Genomic DNA, 15,425 nt, shown 5'->3' with positions numbered 1-15,425 from the left:
ATAAAGGAGTTCACCGATGAGAGTGCTTATCTGCGCCGGGCGTTTTTACGCTGATATTCATACTGTCGAACGGGTGCTGGAGCTTTATGCCCAAAGCCAGCACATCCGCGTGCTAATCCACGGCGGGCATCAGTCGCTCGGGGCAATGATTGAACGCTGGGCGCGCGATGCAGACGTGCATGTGGTGCGTTACCCCGCTAACTGGGCGTTGCATGGCAAATATGCAGAAATCCGCCGTAACCTTTTCATGATTGAAGACAGCCGGCCAGATATTATCCTGGCGTTTTCCGGCGGAGAGGATACGGCAGAATGCATAAAGCTTGCCCGTCAGGCCGGGATAAAAGTGATGGAAATGGACGATGCCCTGTAAACCCTGAAATGTCATGCGCGGGGCTTTTCAGGTCTGAAAGCCCCGGTGCTCCTGTCTGGAATAATCTGATAATCCCGGTGAGGCGGTCATAAGGGGCTATAGTTAACGGATTGCAAAAAGCAAGAGGCACAGCATCTGATTGTGCCCGGCCTCACAAACAGGAGCATTACTTTGACGACTATCACGCAGGACACCACCGCGGAAACACCCCCCAATCCCGCCATTTGCGGCGGGGATTATGCTTTCTTCTTCGATGTCGATGGCACCCTGGCTGAAATTTGCCCCGAGCCTGACGCCGTTACGATCCCGGTCAGCGTACGAAACAATCTGCACAGCCTCTCGGCGGCCTGTGGCGGCGCAGTCGCGCTGATTTCCGGTCGCCCGATTGAGCAACTGGATCAGCTCGCCGCGCCGTTGATTTTCCCGGCAGCCGGTGTACATGGCGCAGAAATGCGCGACAGCGCGGGGAATTTCCACCGCGTCAGCCTGCCCGAGGGCGTCGCCGGACCGCTGGCACAGATGCTTGAGCAGGGCATGGCCGCCATGCCGGGCACGCTGCTCGAAGCCAAAGGCATGGCGTTCGCACTGCATTACCGTCAGGCGGAAAACTATCAGCAGCAGGTGTTGCAGCTGGCAGAAGCCGCGGTGGCGAAGTTTCCTGAGCTGATGCTTCAGCGTGGAAAATGCGTGGCTGAAATCAAGCCGCGTGGCAATGACAAAGGTGCGGCCATCGCTGCTTTTATGCAGCAGGCACCTTTCGCCGGGCGCACCCCGGTTTTTGTCGGGGATGACCTGACGGACGAGAAAGGTTTTCAGGCCGTGAGTGCGTTGCACGGTATTACGGTAAAAGTCGGTGAAGGGCAAAGCCATGCGCGTTTTCGCCTCAGCCGGGTTGCAGATGTTCACGCGTGGATTGCACAGATCCTTGAACAGGCAACGTTACAACGTCACACCCTCAATAATGAAAATAATGAACAAGAAAAGGAGTCCAGTTTATGAGCCGCCTGGTTGTTGTTTCTAACCGTATTGCTATCCCTGATGGGTCAAAATCTGCGGGAGGTCTGGCCGTAGGTATTGTGGATGCGTTGAAAAATACCTCAGGTCTGTGGTTTGGCTGGAACGGTGAGATCAGCGAAATTTCTGAGAACGAAGACGATGACATGAGCGTGGTGGAAGACGACGGCATTACTTATGCCTCCGTTCCGCTCAATCAAAACGATTACGATCTCTATTACTGCCAGTTCTCCAATGCCGTTCTGTGGCCCGCGCTGCATTACCGTATCGATCTGGTGGATTACCAGCGTGAAGCCTGGGAAGGCTATTGCCGGGTCAATGACCTGCTGGCAAGAAGATTACTGCCGCTGCTGAAACCGGACGATATTCTGTGGATCCACGATTATCATTTACTGCCGTTTGCCGCCGCGCTTCGCAAACTGGGCGTGACTAACCGCATCGGGTTTTTCCTGCACATTCCGTTCCCGACGCCGGAAATTTTCAACGCCGTGCCGCCGCATAATGAACTGCTGGAAATGATGTCCCAGTATGATCTGCTCGGTTTCCAGACCGAAGGCGACCGCCTGGCATTTCTGGATAACCTGGGTGAACTGACCACGTTACAGCCTACCGGCACTTACATGCATCAGGCGTTTGGCAACACGTTCAGCACCGGCGTGTACCCGATCAGCATCGCGCCGGACAGCATCAAAGAGATGGCCGAAGGGCCGTTGCCTTCAAAACTGGCAGCGATGGAGCAGGAGCTGCGCGAAGCCCAGAACATCATTTCCTGTGAACGCCTTGATTACACCAAAGGGTTGCCGGAGCGTTTTCTGGCGTTCGAAGCGTTGCTGGAGAAATTCCCGCAGCACCGCGGCAAAGTGCGTTATTCGCAAATCGCCCCGACGTCGCGCGGTGATGTGCAGGCCTATCAGGATCTGCGTCATCAGCTGGAGACAGAAGTGGGGCGCATCAACGGCAAGTACGGCAGCCTGAACCAGACGCCGCTGTTCTATCTCAACCAGCATTTCCAGCGCAGTTTGCTGATGAAACTGTTCCGCCTGACCGACGTCGGGCTGGTGACGCCGCTGCGCGATGGCATGAATCTGGTGGCGAAAGAGTATGTGGCCGCACAGGATCCGAAAGACCCTGGTGTGCTGGTACTTTCACAGTTTGCCGGTGCGGCGACTGAACTGACCGCAGCACTCATCGTCAACCCCTACGACCGTGACGATGTGGCGGCGGCGCTGGATAAAGCGCTGACCATGCCGCTGGAAGAACGTATTGAACGTTACAACGACATGATGGACGTTTTGCGCAAAAACGACATCGCGAACTGGGGCGACACCTATCTGAAAGATTTGAACGCCATTTCCGCTCACAGCATCGGTCATGACGCTGTGGCGTAAGGTTTTCGTCGCATTCACCCTTTTGATACAGCCCTGAGTCCGGGCTGTATTCTTTTCAGCAATGCAGAGGCTTGTAGCATATGGAAAATACACAATTTCCGATGAAGGAAGCGAATGAAACTGAGGTGGCAGACGATCGCCTGACTGAGCTTGAACCCATTGAACTGATCCTCGAAAGGATGATGGACGCCGAGCCGGAACCGGAAATGATCGAAGGCTTGCCGCACTCGGATGCGCTGACGCCCGCTGACCGTTATCTCGAACTGTTTGTGGCGGTACAGTCCTCGCACCTGTTTGAAGACAGCAAAACCTTCCCCGACTGCCCGCCGAAAATGGATCCGCTGGACATTTTACTGCGCTACCGCCGGATCAAAAACCATCCCGGATTCAATTTGCAGCGTTTCGTGGATGCCCACTTTTCTCTGCCCGCCAACCACAGCGACGAGTATGTCAGCGATCCGGGCGATTCCCTGAAAGAACACATCGACAAACTCTGGCCTGTCCTCACCCGTCAGCCGGAAGATCATGTGCCCTGGTCCTCGCTGCTGCCACTGCCGCAGGCGTATGTCGTGCCGGGCGGGCGTTTCAGTGAAACCTATTACTGGGATTCCTACTTCACCATGCTCGGTCTGGCGGAAAGCGGACGTAACGATCTGCTGCGCACCATGGCGGATAACTTCGCCTGGATGATCGAGATTTATGGCCACATCCCTAACGGTAACCGCACCTATTACCTCAGCCGCTCGCAGCCGCCGATCTTTGCGCTGATGGTGGAACTGTTTGAAGAAGACGGCGTGCGCGGCGCAAAACGTTATCTCGATCATCTGCTGATGGAGTACGAATTCTGGATGGACGGCGCCGAGTCGCTGACGCCGAATCAGGCCTATCGTCACGTGGTTTGCCTGCCGGATGGCACGCTGCTCAACCGTTACTGGGATGACCGTGATACTCCGCGAGATGAATCCTGGCGGGAAGATGTGGAAACCGCCAGGCTGTCGAGCCGCCCGGCAAACGAAGTCTACCGCGACCTGCGCGCAGGGGCAGAATCCGGCTGGGATTACTCCTCGCGCTGGCTGCGCGACGCCGACCGCCTCGCCAGTATCCGCACCACGCAGTTTATTCCGGTCGATCTCAATGCGTTCCTGTACAAACTGGAAAGCGCGATCGCCAATATTTCCGGGCTGAAGGGCGATAAAACCACGCAGGTCCGTTTTCGCGAAAAAGCCGAGGTGCGCCGCGAGGCCATCAACCGCTATCTGTGGGACGAAGAGGGCGGGTGCTTCCGCGATTACGACTGGCACCAGCAGCACATGGCGCTGTTCTCTGCAGCCAGCGTGGTGCCGCTTTACGTCGGGCTTGCCACGCACGCGCAGGCGGAACGGCTGGCGACCGCGGTGCAGGAGCGTCTGCTCACGCCGGGCGGTATTCTGGCGACGGAATATGACACCGGCGAACAATGGGATAAACCCAATGGCTGGGCACCGCTGCAATGGATGGCCATTCAGGGCTTTAAACTTTACGGCAATGACGCGCTCGGCGACCAGATTGCCCGCAGCTGGCTGAAAACAGTGAACCAGTATTATCAGCAGCATCATAAACTGATCGAGAAATACCATATCTCCGGCGACGCCTCACGGGCGGGCGGCGGCGGCGAATATCCGCTACAGGACGGCTTTGGCTGGACGAATGGCGTAGTTCGGCGGTTGATTGGTTTGTATGGCGAGAATTACGAGTAACCGCCTCAAAAATCAACTGACATTTAAAAAACGTTCACTCCCGGGAAATAATGATTCCGGGAGTGAGTTGACGCAACAAATTAATATTACATTTTAATATTAATCAGAACAGAATTTAAATCTTCGGATAATCAGAAAGCTTGATGTTATTAAAGTCATCTGATGCTGACGCGGTGAAATCACCATAGTTACCTTGATCATCAATAATACGGAACGTCACCGGATCTTCAAATTTTTCCACTGAAGGATTAGCCGTGTCTTTAATAGACATCCGGGTGAAACAGACCGTGCCCGCGCGGTTATTTACCTTGATTTCATAACTGTCTGTTGCCGTTGCAGACTGATAGGTAATTGTCTGTTTTTCTGCACTGTCCAGCGGCCAGGCAAATTGCTGAACGCAACGGACTGGCTCATTGTAAAGTGCAAACATATTCAGAACACCATAATTCCACTCAACAGAAACAATCGGATTACCATTTTTCAATGTAAGATAGTAATTATCCTGATCCATCGTCACGCCATCAGCGAAAGGCTTCGAGTTAGAGGTGTTCTCATATAAGAAATTAACATCCGCTACGGTATAGGAGATTGGCGCTGTGCCACGACAACTGACGTGACTACTAAAAGGGGCTTTAACAGTGGTGACAAGCGACTCATCAGGCATGAGAACAGAGGCGCCGATAGAGACAGGCTCCGGCACCACGGTACTCACCCAAAAACTGAAAGACTGAACGCCAGACAATGGACCGGCTGTCGCAGGGGCGACAGGATTATTATTCGGTTTTGCTGATTTTCTAAAAGACCAGTCGTAAACAAAGCGATCGCCGTTATTAGAGTCGATTAAATTCAGATGGTTAATATCAAATTCTGTCAGCTGAACCGGATAGCCTTTAGCATCGACAACTTTAATATCGACAATGACTTCAATCTGTTGATTTCCATTCGCCGTGACAGTCGTTGAACTTTCACCAGAAGGCAGTCTTACTGCAAATTCTTCAACTTTAGACCATGTTGATCGGGACATAGTGTTTCCTTTGTTAGCGTTAATAGTAGATTGAAATGAAACAGGCACAACATTTGATGGGTGCAAATTACTACCGGAGAAGTTTAAGAACTAATGATTACGCAACACAAAAATAATCATCAAACTAAAAATAATAAATCCCGAATTAATCACGATGAAAAAAAATAGCAACGATCTGATTTACGCATCATTTATACATAAAATAGAGTCATAATGTGACGGACAGGGTAAAAAGAGAGGGCATTGCAATTCCCTGTCAATCATCAGAAACCCACACAGGCTCGCGCCGGCGGCGTATATCCGCTACAAGGCGGCTTCGGCTGGACGAATGGCGTGGTTCGGCGACGGATGGGTTTGTATGGCGAGAATGACGAGTAAGCGCCGCAGCAAAGGAGGACTGGCAGGATAAGCACAATATAAATACCGTTTCACTCCCGGAAAAGAGTATTCCGGGAGTGAATTCACATAAAAAGAAATATGACTTAAAACGAAACTTAACTCTGCGGATAATCAGACAACCCAATGGAATTGAATCCATTGGTTGCTGACACAGTAAAGTCACCATAGTTTCCTTTATCATCGATAATACGGAAGGTGACCGAGTAATCAACCGTTTCAACAGACGGATTAGCCGCGTCATTAATCGACATACGGGTGAAGCAAAGGGTGCCAGGGCGATCATTTACTTTAATATCATAAGCGTCTGTCGTTGTGGCAGACTGATGCTTAATTGTTTGTTTTTGCGCACTGTCCAGCGGCCAGGCAAGTTGCTGAATGGAGCGATTTGACTGATTATAAAGTGCAAACGTATTTAACACCCCATAACGCCACTCGACCGAAACAACAGGATTACCATTTTTCAATGTGAAATAGTAATTATCCTGATCCATTCTCACGCCATCAGCAAATGCCGCAGAGTTAGACGTGTTTTCGTACATGAAAACAACGTCGTCAACGGTATAGGATATTGGCGCGGTGCCCACACACTCAACACGGCTTGCAAAGTCAGCAAACTGTGTCGTGATCAAGGTTTCATCAGGCATAAGAATCGATGCGCCAATGGAGACAGGTGCTTCAGCGACGGTGCTCACCCAAAAACTGAAGGATTGACCCTGTGAAAGCGGGCCCGGAACGACCGGACAGACCTGGGAAACTTCAGGAGGTAATGATTTTCTGAAAGACCAGTCATCAACAAAACGCGCACCACTATTGTAATCAATTAAATTAAGATGATTGATATCAAACTGCGTGAGCAGAACAGGGTAACCCTTTTTATCGACGACCTTAATATCAACAATCACTTCCACCTGTTGATTACCGTTCGCGGTAACAGAAACTGAACTCTCACCTGACGGCAGTCTTACAGCAAATTTTTCGACTTTAGACCATGTTGAACGTGACATAATATTTCCTTTTTAAATTTTCCATTACATTGAGATGAACACGTTTAGCGAACCCCCTTCACGAAACTCCTTCGTGAACACATAAATATTCTCAGCCGTCAGATAAAAAAACTAATCATTCGACGTAAAAAATTCAGGGGCGCCCTAAAAATGATATAAATTTAAAAATTAGAATTTATTAATATCATTATCAACGTACTATCAGTCCTGCTGTTTTATTCCCGGCAGTGCCTCTGAGAACCGCACTGTTATCGCATCCCGCTCATAGCCCTGACGCTCAGTCAGGATCTTATACAGCTCGGGACGGCGTCCCGACATCCAGCGGCGACCGGTACACATGGGAATTAATGAGAGATCGAGCTCCGCACACACCATCGCATCAGCCGCTGCCCAGGTTTCCCGCACAATGCGGCCATACGGGTCGAGGATCATCGCATTGCCAGTGCGCACTTCGTCATCATCAGCCCCGACGCCATTGCTGAACAGAATAAACAGCCCGTTATCATGCGCGCGGGCAGGGAGCCAGCGCATCAGCCATTCACGACCGCTGGGGCCTTTAAACGCTGCGGTGATTTCGGCCTTACGTTCAGCGCGTTGCGCCCAAAGTTCCAGAGGGATCGGCTTCATGCCATGCGGGCTGCGGGAAAGCGTTCCGCCGGTCTGATGCGGGGCCAGCAGAATATCCGCACCGAGCAGCGCGGTGGCACGCACGTTTTCCACCAGATTATTATCCCAGCAGATCAGGATGCCCACCTTCACGCCCCACGGCGTATCAAATACCGTAAAGCCCTCGCCGCTGCTGATTGCCGGATGCTCAAAGGCGTGCAGCTTGCGGTGGGTATGCAGCGAACCGTCCGGCATGCAGGCCACGTAGGCGTTATAGAGACGCCCGTCCGGGGCGCGCTCGATCAATCCCGCGCCAATCAGCATCTGATGTTTCATGGCAAGGGCGCGGATAAGGCCGACAGACGGGCCGGTTTCCACCGGTTCCGCCAGCGCTTCTACGCCTGCCACGCTGAGTTTTGGCACATGCCAGTAGCCCGTGATACACATCTCGGGAAACGCGAGGATTTTCACCCCGTCAATGGCCGCCTGGCCGATAAATTTCTCCATCATCATCAGGTTATATTTCTTGTCACCCGCCTGATGCTGGAACTGAATCACTGCCGCCTTAATTAACTGATTTTCATGCATCGCTGTTCTCCGCTCGTTTCAGGTTTATCTGTTGACGCTGGTATTACAGCAATGACGTTGATAACTTTATAATGAATGATTTTCCATCCCTGATAACCAACCGGAATGACAAATGAACCTTCGTTTACTCCACGCTTTTGTGGTTCTGGCTGAAAAACAGAATTACGCCAGCGCCGCCGACGCACTTTCCATCTCTCAACCGGCGCTGACCAAGCAAATAAACCTGCTGGAATCGATGCTCAGTGTGACGCTGTTTGCGCGCGGAAGGCACGGCACATGCCTGACCGCCGGAGGAAAATTACTCCTCCCGCAAGCGCAGAAAGCCCTCAGGCAAACCGCCGTGTTTTTACACCACGCCGATCAGGTCGCCAGAGGCCGCGAAGGGGTGATTGCCGCCGGATTCGGGCTGTCGAGTTTTCTCTTTGCGCCTCAGTGCATTGCAAAATTCAGGTCGGAATATCCGGGGGTGGCGTTCACCCTGGAAGATCTGCCTTCCGCTAAGCAATATGACATGCTGCAAACCGGCGAGTTGCAGGCAGGCTTTGTCCGCACCCCGGCGCCCGCACAACTCAGCTATCACACCTTGTTTGAAGACCGGCTGGTGTTAATCACACCGAATAAAAACGATCTGAGCGCCGCAGAGTGGCTGAAAAAATTGCCTTTACTGCGGCTCTACAATGAACGCGGGCGCGGTCTGAATGCACAGACCGACCGCTTTCTTGAAGAAAACCGGCTTGAGGTAGGTGCCTCGCAGCAGGCGGAAGATATCCAGACGCTGGTGGCGCTGGTGATTGCCGGCATTGGCGTGGCGCTGCTACCACACAGCGTCACGCACATCGCACCGCCGGGGCTGAACATTCTGCCGCTGACCGGCAGCGCAACCTGCTGGGAAGTGGGTATCGCGTGGGACCCGCAGACCACGGATGTCATCCGCGATAACTTTGTGAAAATGGTGACCGCCTGCGTGGCTGAAAGCGAGTAGACACAGCAGCCCCTTCGGCGGGGCTGGCTTCTTTTACGACGGCTTATTCTTTCCTGCCATTTCCATCACCAGGCTCATTGCCGCAGGCAGCACCGTCAGCGTTACCAGCGTGGCGACCATCAGTCCGCCAATGATCGCGAAGGCCATCGGCCCCCAGAATACCTGGTGGGAAATCGGGATCATCCCGAGGATCGCCGCACAGGCGGTCAGCAGGATAGGGCGGGCGCGGTGTGCGGCGGCGGCGATAATCGCGGCGTTGTTCTCCATGCCGTTGCGGCTGTTGTGATCGACTTCGTTAATGAGGATCACCGCATTGCGGATAATCATCCCCGCCAGAGCAATCACCCCCAGCAGCGCGACAAATCCCATCGGCGTGCCGGTCGGCAGCATCGCCAGCACAATGCCGATCAGCCCAAATGGCGCCATCATTAACGCCAGCAGCATGCGGGAAAAACGCTGAAGCTGGATCATCAGCAGGATAAGCATTGCGCACAACGTCACCGGCAGCATGGCGTACACCGAACGGTTGCCCTTGTCCGATTCAGCCACCGTACCGCCTTCCTCAATGTGATAACCGGCAGGCAGTGAGGCCTGCAGGCGCGACACCTGCGCAGACAATTGCCGGGAGAGCGTTTCGGCACTCATGCCCGGCGCGAGATCGGTTTGCACCGTGATGAACGGCAGCAGCTGATGCCGCCAGATGACCGGTTCATCAATGCCCCATTCCGGCGTAGCGACCTGCGCCAGCGGGATTTTTGCTCCGCCGGAAGTGGTCAGCATCATCCCTGAAATCGTGTCGATGTCCTGACGTTCTGCGTCGTTGCCGCGCATGATCACGTCCACCAGCCGGTTACGATCCCGCACCGTGGTAATGGTGCTGCCGGAATAGAGGGTGTTGAGCGTTTCTGCCAGCGATTCGGAAGAGACGCCCGCAGCCCGTGCGGCAGTCTGATTGACGCGCAGGGTAATGGCGCGCTCCGGCTCGCCCGCGGTGAGGTTCACCTCGCGCGCGCCGGGGTTATTTCCGGCCAGGGTCGCCAGCTGGCGGGCGATGCTCTGGACTTTGGCATAATCCGCGCCGCTGACCCGATATCTCAGCGGCCAGCCAACCGGCGGGCCCAGCTCCAGCGGTGAAACGCGGGTGGTCAGATCGCTGAAATGGCGCGCCAGCTCGGTTTCCAGTTGTTGCCGCAGGCGGTCACGCGCCTCAAGATCTTTGGCAACCACCACCAGCTGCGCCGTATTTTCATTGTCGCTCAGCACGTCCATCGGCAGATAGAAACGAATCGCACCGCCGCCCACATAGCTGGAGTAGTGATCGACATTGGGGTTTCCGCGCAGGGTGCGCTCCAGTTTTTCGGTCTGCCGCGCGGTTTCTGTCTGCGACGCATTTGCCGGTAACGTCAGGCTGACCAGCAATTCAGGGCGATCGGAGGCCGGAAAGAATTCACCCTGCATAAAGGTCGTGCCGTAAAGGGCAATCAGCAGCGCCGCCACCGCGCACGCCACGGTCAGCAGGCGGTGACGCAGCGCAGTAAGCAGTAACCGCTGATAAAAACGCATCAGCCTGCCCGGTCCGGCGTGAGGATGTTTTACCTGCGAGGAAAGCAGCCAGGTGCCCATCAGCGGCGAAAACAGAATCGCCACCACCCACGAGCTGAGCAGGGAAATCAGCACCACGGCAAACAGCGATAAACAATATTCTCCGGCGCTGGAGGCAGCAAACCCCACCGGAATAAAGCCGGCGATCATCACCAGCGTGCCGGTCAGCATCGGGAATGCGGTGGTTTCGAAAGCATAGGTGGCCGCGCGCCAGCGGCTGTCGCCCGCTTCAAGCCGTGACACCATCGCCTCCACGGTGATCATCGCGTCATCCACCAGCAGGCCGAGCGCAATGATCAGCGCGCCGAGGGAGATGCGTTGCAGGCCGATATTGGCCAGCAGCATGCCGGTGAAGGTCATCGCCAGCACCAGCGGGATCGCCGCCGCCACCACCAGACCGGCGCGGGTGCCCAGCGATACAAAAGACACCGCCAGCACGATGGCAATCGCCTCCAGCAGCACCCGCACAAATCCACTGACCGCCTGCGCCACCACGGCGGACTGATCGGCGACTTTGGTCATTTCGATCCCGTGCGGCAGGCGTTTGCCGATATCGGTCATCTGCTGGTTAACCGCCTGGCCGAAGTCTGTCATGTTGCCGCTGGCGGCCATCGATATCGCCAGACCAATGGCGGGCTGGCCGTTCACCCGAAAGGCGAGGGCAGGCGGCGACTGACTCTGGCGGCTGAGGGTGGCGATATCGGTCAGCGGAATATAGCGGTCGTTGATATGCAGCGTCACATCGCGCAGATTTTCTTCCGAATTCAGCGCGCCGCTGACCCGCAGCGAAATATTCTCTTTGTCACTGCGTATTGTTCCGGCGGGCACCACCGCATTCTGTGCTTTCAGCGCACTGGTGACCTGCTGTAAATCAATTCCCATTCCGGCCAGCTTACACGGCGAAAAGGCGATGACGATTTGCTCTTCCTGTTCACCGAGCAGACTGACTTTACCGATGTCCGGCACGGGCATCAGGCTGCGGCGGATCCCTTCCACCTGATCGCGCAGCTCCCGCATGCTGTAACCTTCTGCGGTAAACCCGTAGAGGGTGCCAAAGGTGTCGGCGAACTCATCGTTGACCGCAACGGTCTGCACGCCCTGCGGCAGTGACGGGCTGATATCCTGCATTTTTTTACGGACCTGATACCAGATATCTGCCACCGCGGCGGGCGGCGTGTCGTCGCGAAGATTGACCATAATGATCGTCTGCCCGGCGCGGGTTTCGCTTTGCACGTAATCCAGATGCGGCGTTTCCTGAAGTTTTTTCTCCAGCGGATCGGTGAGCAGGCTGACCGTGTCATGGACGCTGGCACCCGGCCACTGCGCCGAGACCACCGCCGTTTTTATGGTAAACGCCGGATCTTCGTTGCGCGGCAGATTCTCATAACTGAGCACGCCCGCCACCATGATCATCAGCATGAAAAAGATCATCAGTTGCTGATGCCCCAGCGCCCAGCCGGAAAGGTTAAACGTCTCTTTAAGGGAACGCGGGCTCATGGATTACTCTCCTGAGCGATGACTTTTTCACCCTGACGCAGTTTGCTGACGCCCGCGGTGACTACCGCGTCTCCGGCGACGATCCCGGCGCAGACAGAGATGTCATCGGTGGTGTAGCGGCCAAGAGTCACTTCGCGCAGTTGCAAACGCTGGCTCGCGCGGTCAACCACAAACACTGCCGGTTTATTGCCAATGCGGGTGAGGGCCGAGGCGGGCAGGGAAATCATCGTCTGGCCGGATTGCTGCCACGCGCCCTGAACGCTGGCACCCAGCGCCATGGCCGGTGGCGGATTATCCAGTGTCACGCGCACCCGCCAGGTGCGGGTTTGTGGATCGGCCTGCGGGCTGATGTCGCGCAGATGCCCGGTCGTGCGAACGGCGGGATCGGAGAGCAGGGAAACGGACACCGCGCTCTGTTGCGTCAGGGCTTGCGGTGTGGCGACGTTAAACACCGCATCGCGTGCGTTGCTGCCTGCCACTGTGACCACCGCCTGACCGCTGCTGACCACCTGGCCCGCAGAGGCGCTGACGGCGGTGATCACGCCGTCGTCCGGGGCGGTAAGCTGCGTCCACGCCAGATTATCCTGCGCCGTTTTCAGGCTGGATTCGCTGCTCTGACGGCGCGACAACGCGGCCTGCCAGTCTGACTGCGCAGTATCAAACTGTGCGCGGGATATCGCCCCTTGCGGCATCAGCAGTGTCATCCGATGCAGATTCAGCGCCGCCACCCGTTCGGCGGCGCGCGCGCTGTTCAGATCGGCCCTGGCGCTGCTGAGCTGATTCTGGCTGGTATCGCTTTCCTGCGTGGCCAGTAACTGCCCGGCGCGCACGTGGTCACCCACGTCAACGGCGCGGCTGATCAGACGTCCGTCTTGCCGGAAACTCAGCGTGACGTCGTCATGAGCCCGGATTTCACCGGTTTGCAGCAGGGTGCTGGCTCCCGAGGGGGCAGGCGCGATGATAAACCGCACAGGCCGCGCAGGGGCTTCAGATTTTTTCTTCTGATCATGGCAGGCGGTGAGCGCTAACCCGAGCGGGATCAGCAGTAAAAAAGGCCACAGGGCGCGCAGGCGTTGTGAGCCGGTGAGGTGGCAAATGGCCCGGCTGGCGTAATCGGTGAATGTGTCTGTCATGACCCGGTTCCTGAATTGAGATGGCGCTATTCAAACCGGGTTATGTCCAGATTCCCTGTATGTTTCATCAAGGAAAATTCAAGACGGGCAATTTATTTGCCCGTCCTGTAAAAAAAACGCGTCAGGCGTCAGGAAGGAATACAGAGATTTGCAGGCCGCCGCTGTCCGGCAGGGTAGCGCGGATGGTGCCGCCATGCGCCACGCAGATCGCCCTGGCGATTGACAGCCCCAGCCCGCTGCCGCCGGAATCGCGGGCGCGCGAAGATTCTGCGCGGGTAAAGCGCTCGAACATATCAGGCAAAAAGCCCGCAGCGACGCCTGGCCCGAAGTCACGAAACGCAATCTCTATCCCGCCCGCCAGCTTGCGGACGTTCACCTCCAGACGCGCCCCTTCCGCGGCGTAGCGCAGGGCGTTCTCCATTAATATGGTGAACACCTGGGCAAGGCGGAACGGATCGCCGACGCAGGTATAAGGCTGTGACGGGTTTATCTCAATCGCCATGCCCGCCGCTTCGGCCTGCGGTTTAAGCCAGGCGGCGCGTTCGAGCAGCAGATCGGTGAGATTAAGCGTGACAGGCGTCAGCTGGAGTTGTCCGGCGTCGGCCAGCGAAAGCAGATGAAGTTCGTCCGTCAGACGGCTGAGGTGGCGAAGCTGCTTCATCACCATATTCAGCTGCTGAGGTTCCGGCTCAAACACACCGTCGATCATGCCCTGCAACCGGCCAATGGCGGCGGTCAGCGGCGAGCGTAATTCATGCGCCATCGCCACGTGGGAGGCCCGCAGTTCACGATCGTAACGTTCAAGCTGCCCGGTCATGGCGTTAAAGTTTTCCGTCAGCTGGATAAGCTCCGCCGGTGCCTTTTCCACCTTTTCAGCGCGCGTGCTGAATTCCCCGCGCGCCACCGATCCCGCCGCCGCCGCCAGCCTGCTCACCTGCGCCGAAAGCGGACGCGCAGCGCGCAACCCCAGCACAACGATAAAAGGAATGACGGTCAGCACCAGCACGCCGACGGTGATCCAGTCCGAAGACGCAATGCTGGGATCGGAGTAGCGGATCCCCCAGCGCTCATCGACAATCTGGTGAAAACGCGCCAGATTCAGCGCGGGCTGTTCGCGCAGCAGGGCAAACTCCTCTCTCATCGAGACAGGCATATGGTGGAGGATCCATAAATTCTGGATGACAAACCTCAGCCACATGCACAAGGCGATAAGCACCACGGATCCGATCGCCAGCGTCAGAACACGCAGGCAGATCCAGCGCCACAGAGACTGATGTTGTGGCTTTTTCATGGCTGTCTGAACCTGTAACCGATACCGCGCACGTTGATCAGGACATTCAGAATGCCTGCCAGCTCAAGTTTTTTACGCAAGTTATAGATGTGGGTATCCACCACGCGCTCCAGCGCTTCGCTTTCCGGCAGGCAGCGTTCCAGCAGTTGCTGACGGGTAAAGGGGCGCGTGGGTGCGCCCATCAGTATCACTAACAGCGCGAATTCAGTGGGCGTCAGCTCAAGGCTTTTCGGCATCCCGTCAGCGTCAGTCACCGTGGTGGTGAGCGATTCGGTATCCACCTCAAGCCCCTGCCAGCGCAGGAGTTCGGCCTGCCGGGTTTTAGGTGCGGCACGGCGCAGAACGGCCTGAACGCGCGCCACCACTTCGCCGGGATTATAAGGCTTCACCACATAATCATCCGCGCCGTAACGCAGCGCGCCAATACGGTCAGGCGCATCGCCCATGGCGGTGACCATAATCACCGGCGTATCACGCGTACGGCGCAGGGTCGAGAGCACTTCAGTCCCGTTCATGCCGGGCAACATCACGTCGAGCAGGATCAGATCAGGCTTCCAGCTGTTCACCATCTCCAGCCCCAGCAACCCGTCGCCCGCCACCTTCACCTCATAATTTTCACGTTTCAGGTAGGCCTCAAGAACGCCCGCCGCATCGGCATCATCTTCTATAACCAGCACTCGTTTAGTCTGCATTGAGGTGACCTTGACAGTTTCTTCATAATTCCCAAGCAGTTTATTGACACTGCCTCTCCATACTTCCCGCTTCGGACGTGCCCTGAACCCCTTCCTGGC

The 15,425-nt window shown here is 55.9% G+C and carries 12 protein-coding genes and 1 pseudogene; 6 read left to right on the top strand and 7 right to left on the bottom strand.

Translation table 11 applies throughout. From position 1 onward, the window contains the following. Positions 1 to 16: 16 nt before the first annotated feature. The 4 genes from ED901_RS17445 to ED901_RS17430 all read left to right on the top strand — a co-directional run bounded on the left by ED901_RS17445 (position 17) and on the right by ED901_RS17430 (position 4,508). A complete protein-coding gene (locus tag ED901_RS17445) occupies positions 17 to 370 on the top strand; it encodes a DUF2493 domain-containing protein (protein WP_122096677.1) in 354 nt (117 codons plus the stop codon). A gap of 171 nt (positions 371 to 541) precedes the next feature. After that, on the top strand, positions 542 to 1,369 hold the full coding sequence (otsB, locus tag ED901_RS17440) for a trehalose-phosphatase (RefSeq protein ID WP_122096676.1): 828 nt from the start codon (positions 542 to 544) through the stop codon (positions 1,367 to 1,369). Continuing rightward, a complete protein-coding gene (otsA, locus tag ED901_RS17435; protein ID WP_056773915.1) occupies positions 1,366 to 2,772 on the top strand; it encodes an alpha,alpha-trehalose-phosphate synthase in 1,407 nt (468 codons plus the stop codon). Before otsB ends, otsA begins: the two co-directional genes overlap by 4 nt. 101 nt (positions 2,773 to 2,873) lie before the next feature. Continuing rightward, entirely contained in the window at positions 2,874 to 4,508 is a 1,635-nt protein-coding gene (locus ED901_RS17430) for an alpha,alpha-trehalase (RefSeq protein WP_238485137.1), read from the top strand. A 115-nt stretch (positions 4,509 to 4,623) separates the two neighbouring features. Here ED901_RS17430 and ED901_RS17425 read toward each other — a convergent pair whose 3' ends face one another. Then, positions 4,624 to 5,532 (bottom strand): hypothetical protein, encoded by a 909-nt coding sequence (locus tag ED901_RS17425; RefSeq protein ID WP_122096674.1) that lies wholly within the window; start codon positions 5,530 to 5,532, stop codon positions 4,624 to 4,626. A 288-nt stretch (positions 5,533 to 5,820) separates the two neighbouring features. On the opposite strand from ED901_RS17425, the pseudogene ED901_RS25635 reads away from it, so the two are divergent. Beyond that, positions 5,821 to 5,910, top strand: a pseudogene (locus ED901_RS25635) (trehalase family glycosidase); the annotation flags it as partial. A gap of 116 nt (positions 5,911 to 6,026) precedes the next feature. On the opposite strand, the gene ED901_RS17415 reads toward ED901_RS25635, so the two are convergent. Both ED901_RS17415 and ED901_RS17410 read right to left on the bottom strand, forming a co-directional pair. Continuing rightward, entirely contained in the window at positions 6,027 to 6,935 is a 909-nt protein-coding gene (locus ED901_RS17415) for a hypothetical protein (RefSeq protein ID WP_122096673.1), read from the bottom strand. Between the two features lie 201 nt (positions 6,936 to 7,136). Beyond that, the gene (locus ED901_RS17410) at positions 7,137 to 8,129 is read right to left on the bottom strand and encodes a nitrilase family protein (protein WP_122096672.1); all 993 of its coding nucleotides are present in this window, start codon (positions 8,127 to 8,129) and stop codon (positions 7,137 to 7,139) included. 112 nt (positions 8,130 to 8,241) lie between these two features. On the opposite strand from ED901_RS17410, the gene ED901_RS17405 reads away from it, so the two are divergent. After that, positions 8,242 to 9,111, top strand: coding sequence for a LysR family transcriptional regulator (locus ED901_RS17405; RefSeq protein ID WP_122096671.1), 870 nt, complete (start codon positions 8,242 to 8,244; stop codon positions 9,109 to 9,111). Between the two features lie 33 nt (positions 9,112 to 9,144). Here ED901_RS17405 and ED901_RS17400 read toward each other — a convergent pair whose 3' ends face one another. From ED901_RS17400 to ED901_RS17385, 4 genes are all read right to left on the bottom strand, one after another. Beyond that, complete coding sequence (locus ED901_RS17400; RefSeq protein ID WP_122096670.1) at positions 9,145 to 12,210, bottom strand: efflux RND transporter permease subunit; 3,066 nt, start codon at positions 12,208 to 12,210, stop codon at positions 9,145 to 9,147. Further along, on the bottom strand, positions 12,207 to 13,343 hold the full coding sequence (locus ED901_RS17395; RefSeq protein WP_122096669.1) for an efflux RND transporter periplasmic adaptor subunit: 1,137 nt from the start codon (positions 13,341 to 13,343) through the stop codon (positions 12,207 to 12,209). Before ED901_RS17395 ends, ED901_RS17400 begins: the two co-directional genes overlap by 4 nt. Positions 13,344 to 13,464: 121 nt before the next feature. Next, positions 13,465 to 14,634, bottom strand: coding sequence for a cell wall metabolism sensor histidine kinase WalK (locus ED901_RS17390; RefSeq protein ID WP_122096668.1), 1,170 nt, complete (start codon positions 14,632 to 14,634; stop codon positions 13,465 to 13,467). Then, positions 14,631 to 15,326: a response regulator gene (locus tag ED901_RS17385; protein ID WP_122096667.1), complete on the bottom strand. Its 696-nt coding sequence runs from the start codon at positions 15,324 to 15,326 to the stop codon at positions 14,631 to 14,633. Before ED901_RS17385 ends, ED901_RS17390 begins: the two co-directional genes overlap by 4 nt. Positions 15,327 to 15,425: the final 99 nt, after the last annotated feature.

Origin of the sequence: Rahnella sp. Larv3_ips (assembly GCF_003697865.1) — a bacterium.
Classification (GTDB): domain Bacteria; phylum Pseudomonadota; class Gammaproteobacteria; order Enterobacterales; family Enterobacteriaceae; genus Rahnella; species Rahnella rivi.
The sequence above is the reverse complement of the archived record's forward strand: the minus strand, read 5'-3'. Positions and strand labels throughout refer to the sequence as shown.

Coding starts and splice junctions, on each gene's coding strand:
- ED901_RS17390 (WP_122096668.1), bottom strand. CDS start 14,634: ATGAAAAAGCCACAACATCAGTCTCTGTGGCGCTGGATCTGCCTGCGT.
- ED901_RS17430 (WP_238485137.1), top strand. CDS start 2,874: ATGAAGGAAGCGAATGAAACTGAGGTGGCAGACGATCGCCTGACTGAG.
- ED901_RS17410 (WP_122096672.1), bottom strand. CDS start 8,129: ATGCATGAAAATCAGTTAATTAAGGCGGCAGTGATTCAGTTCCAGCAT.
- otsA (WP_056773915.1), top strand. CDS start 1,366: ATGAGCCGCCTGGTTGTTGTTTCTAACCGTATTGCTATCCCTGATGGG.
- ED901_RS17445 (WP_122096677.1), top strand. CDS start 17: ATGAGAGTGCTTATCTGCGCCGGGCGTTTTTACGCTGATATTCATACT.
- ED901_RS17415 (WP_122096673.1), bottom strand. CDS start 6,935: ATGTCACGTTCAACATGGTCTAAAGTCGAAAAATTTGCTGTAAGACTG.
- ED901_RS17405 (WP_122096671.1), top strand. CDS start 8,242: ATGAACCTTCGTTTACTCCACGCTTTTGTGGTTCTGGCTGAAAAACAG.
- ED901_RS17425 (WP_122096674.1), bottom strand. CDS start 5,532: ATGTCCCGATCAACATGGTCTAAAGTTGAAGAATTTGCAGTAAGACTG.
- ED901_RS17385 (WP_122096667.1), bottom strand. CDS start 15,326: ATGCAGACTAAACGAGTGCTGGTTATAGAAGATGATGCCGATGCGGCG.
- ED901_RS17395 (WP_122096669.1), bottom strand. CDS start 13,343: ATGACAGACACATTCACCGATTACGCCAGCCGGGCCATTTGCCACCTC.
- ED901_RS17400 (WP_122096670.1), bottom strand. CDS start 12,210: ATGAGCCCGCGTTCCCTTAAAGAGACGTTTAACCTTTCCGGCTGGGCG.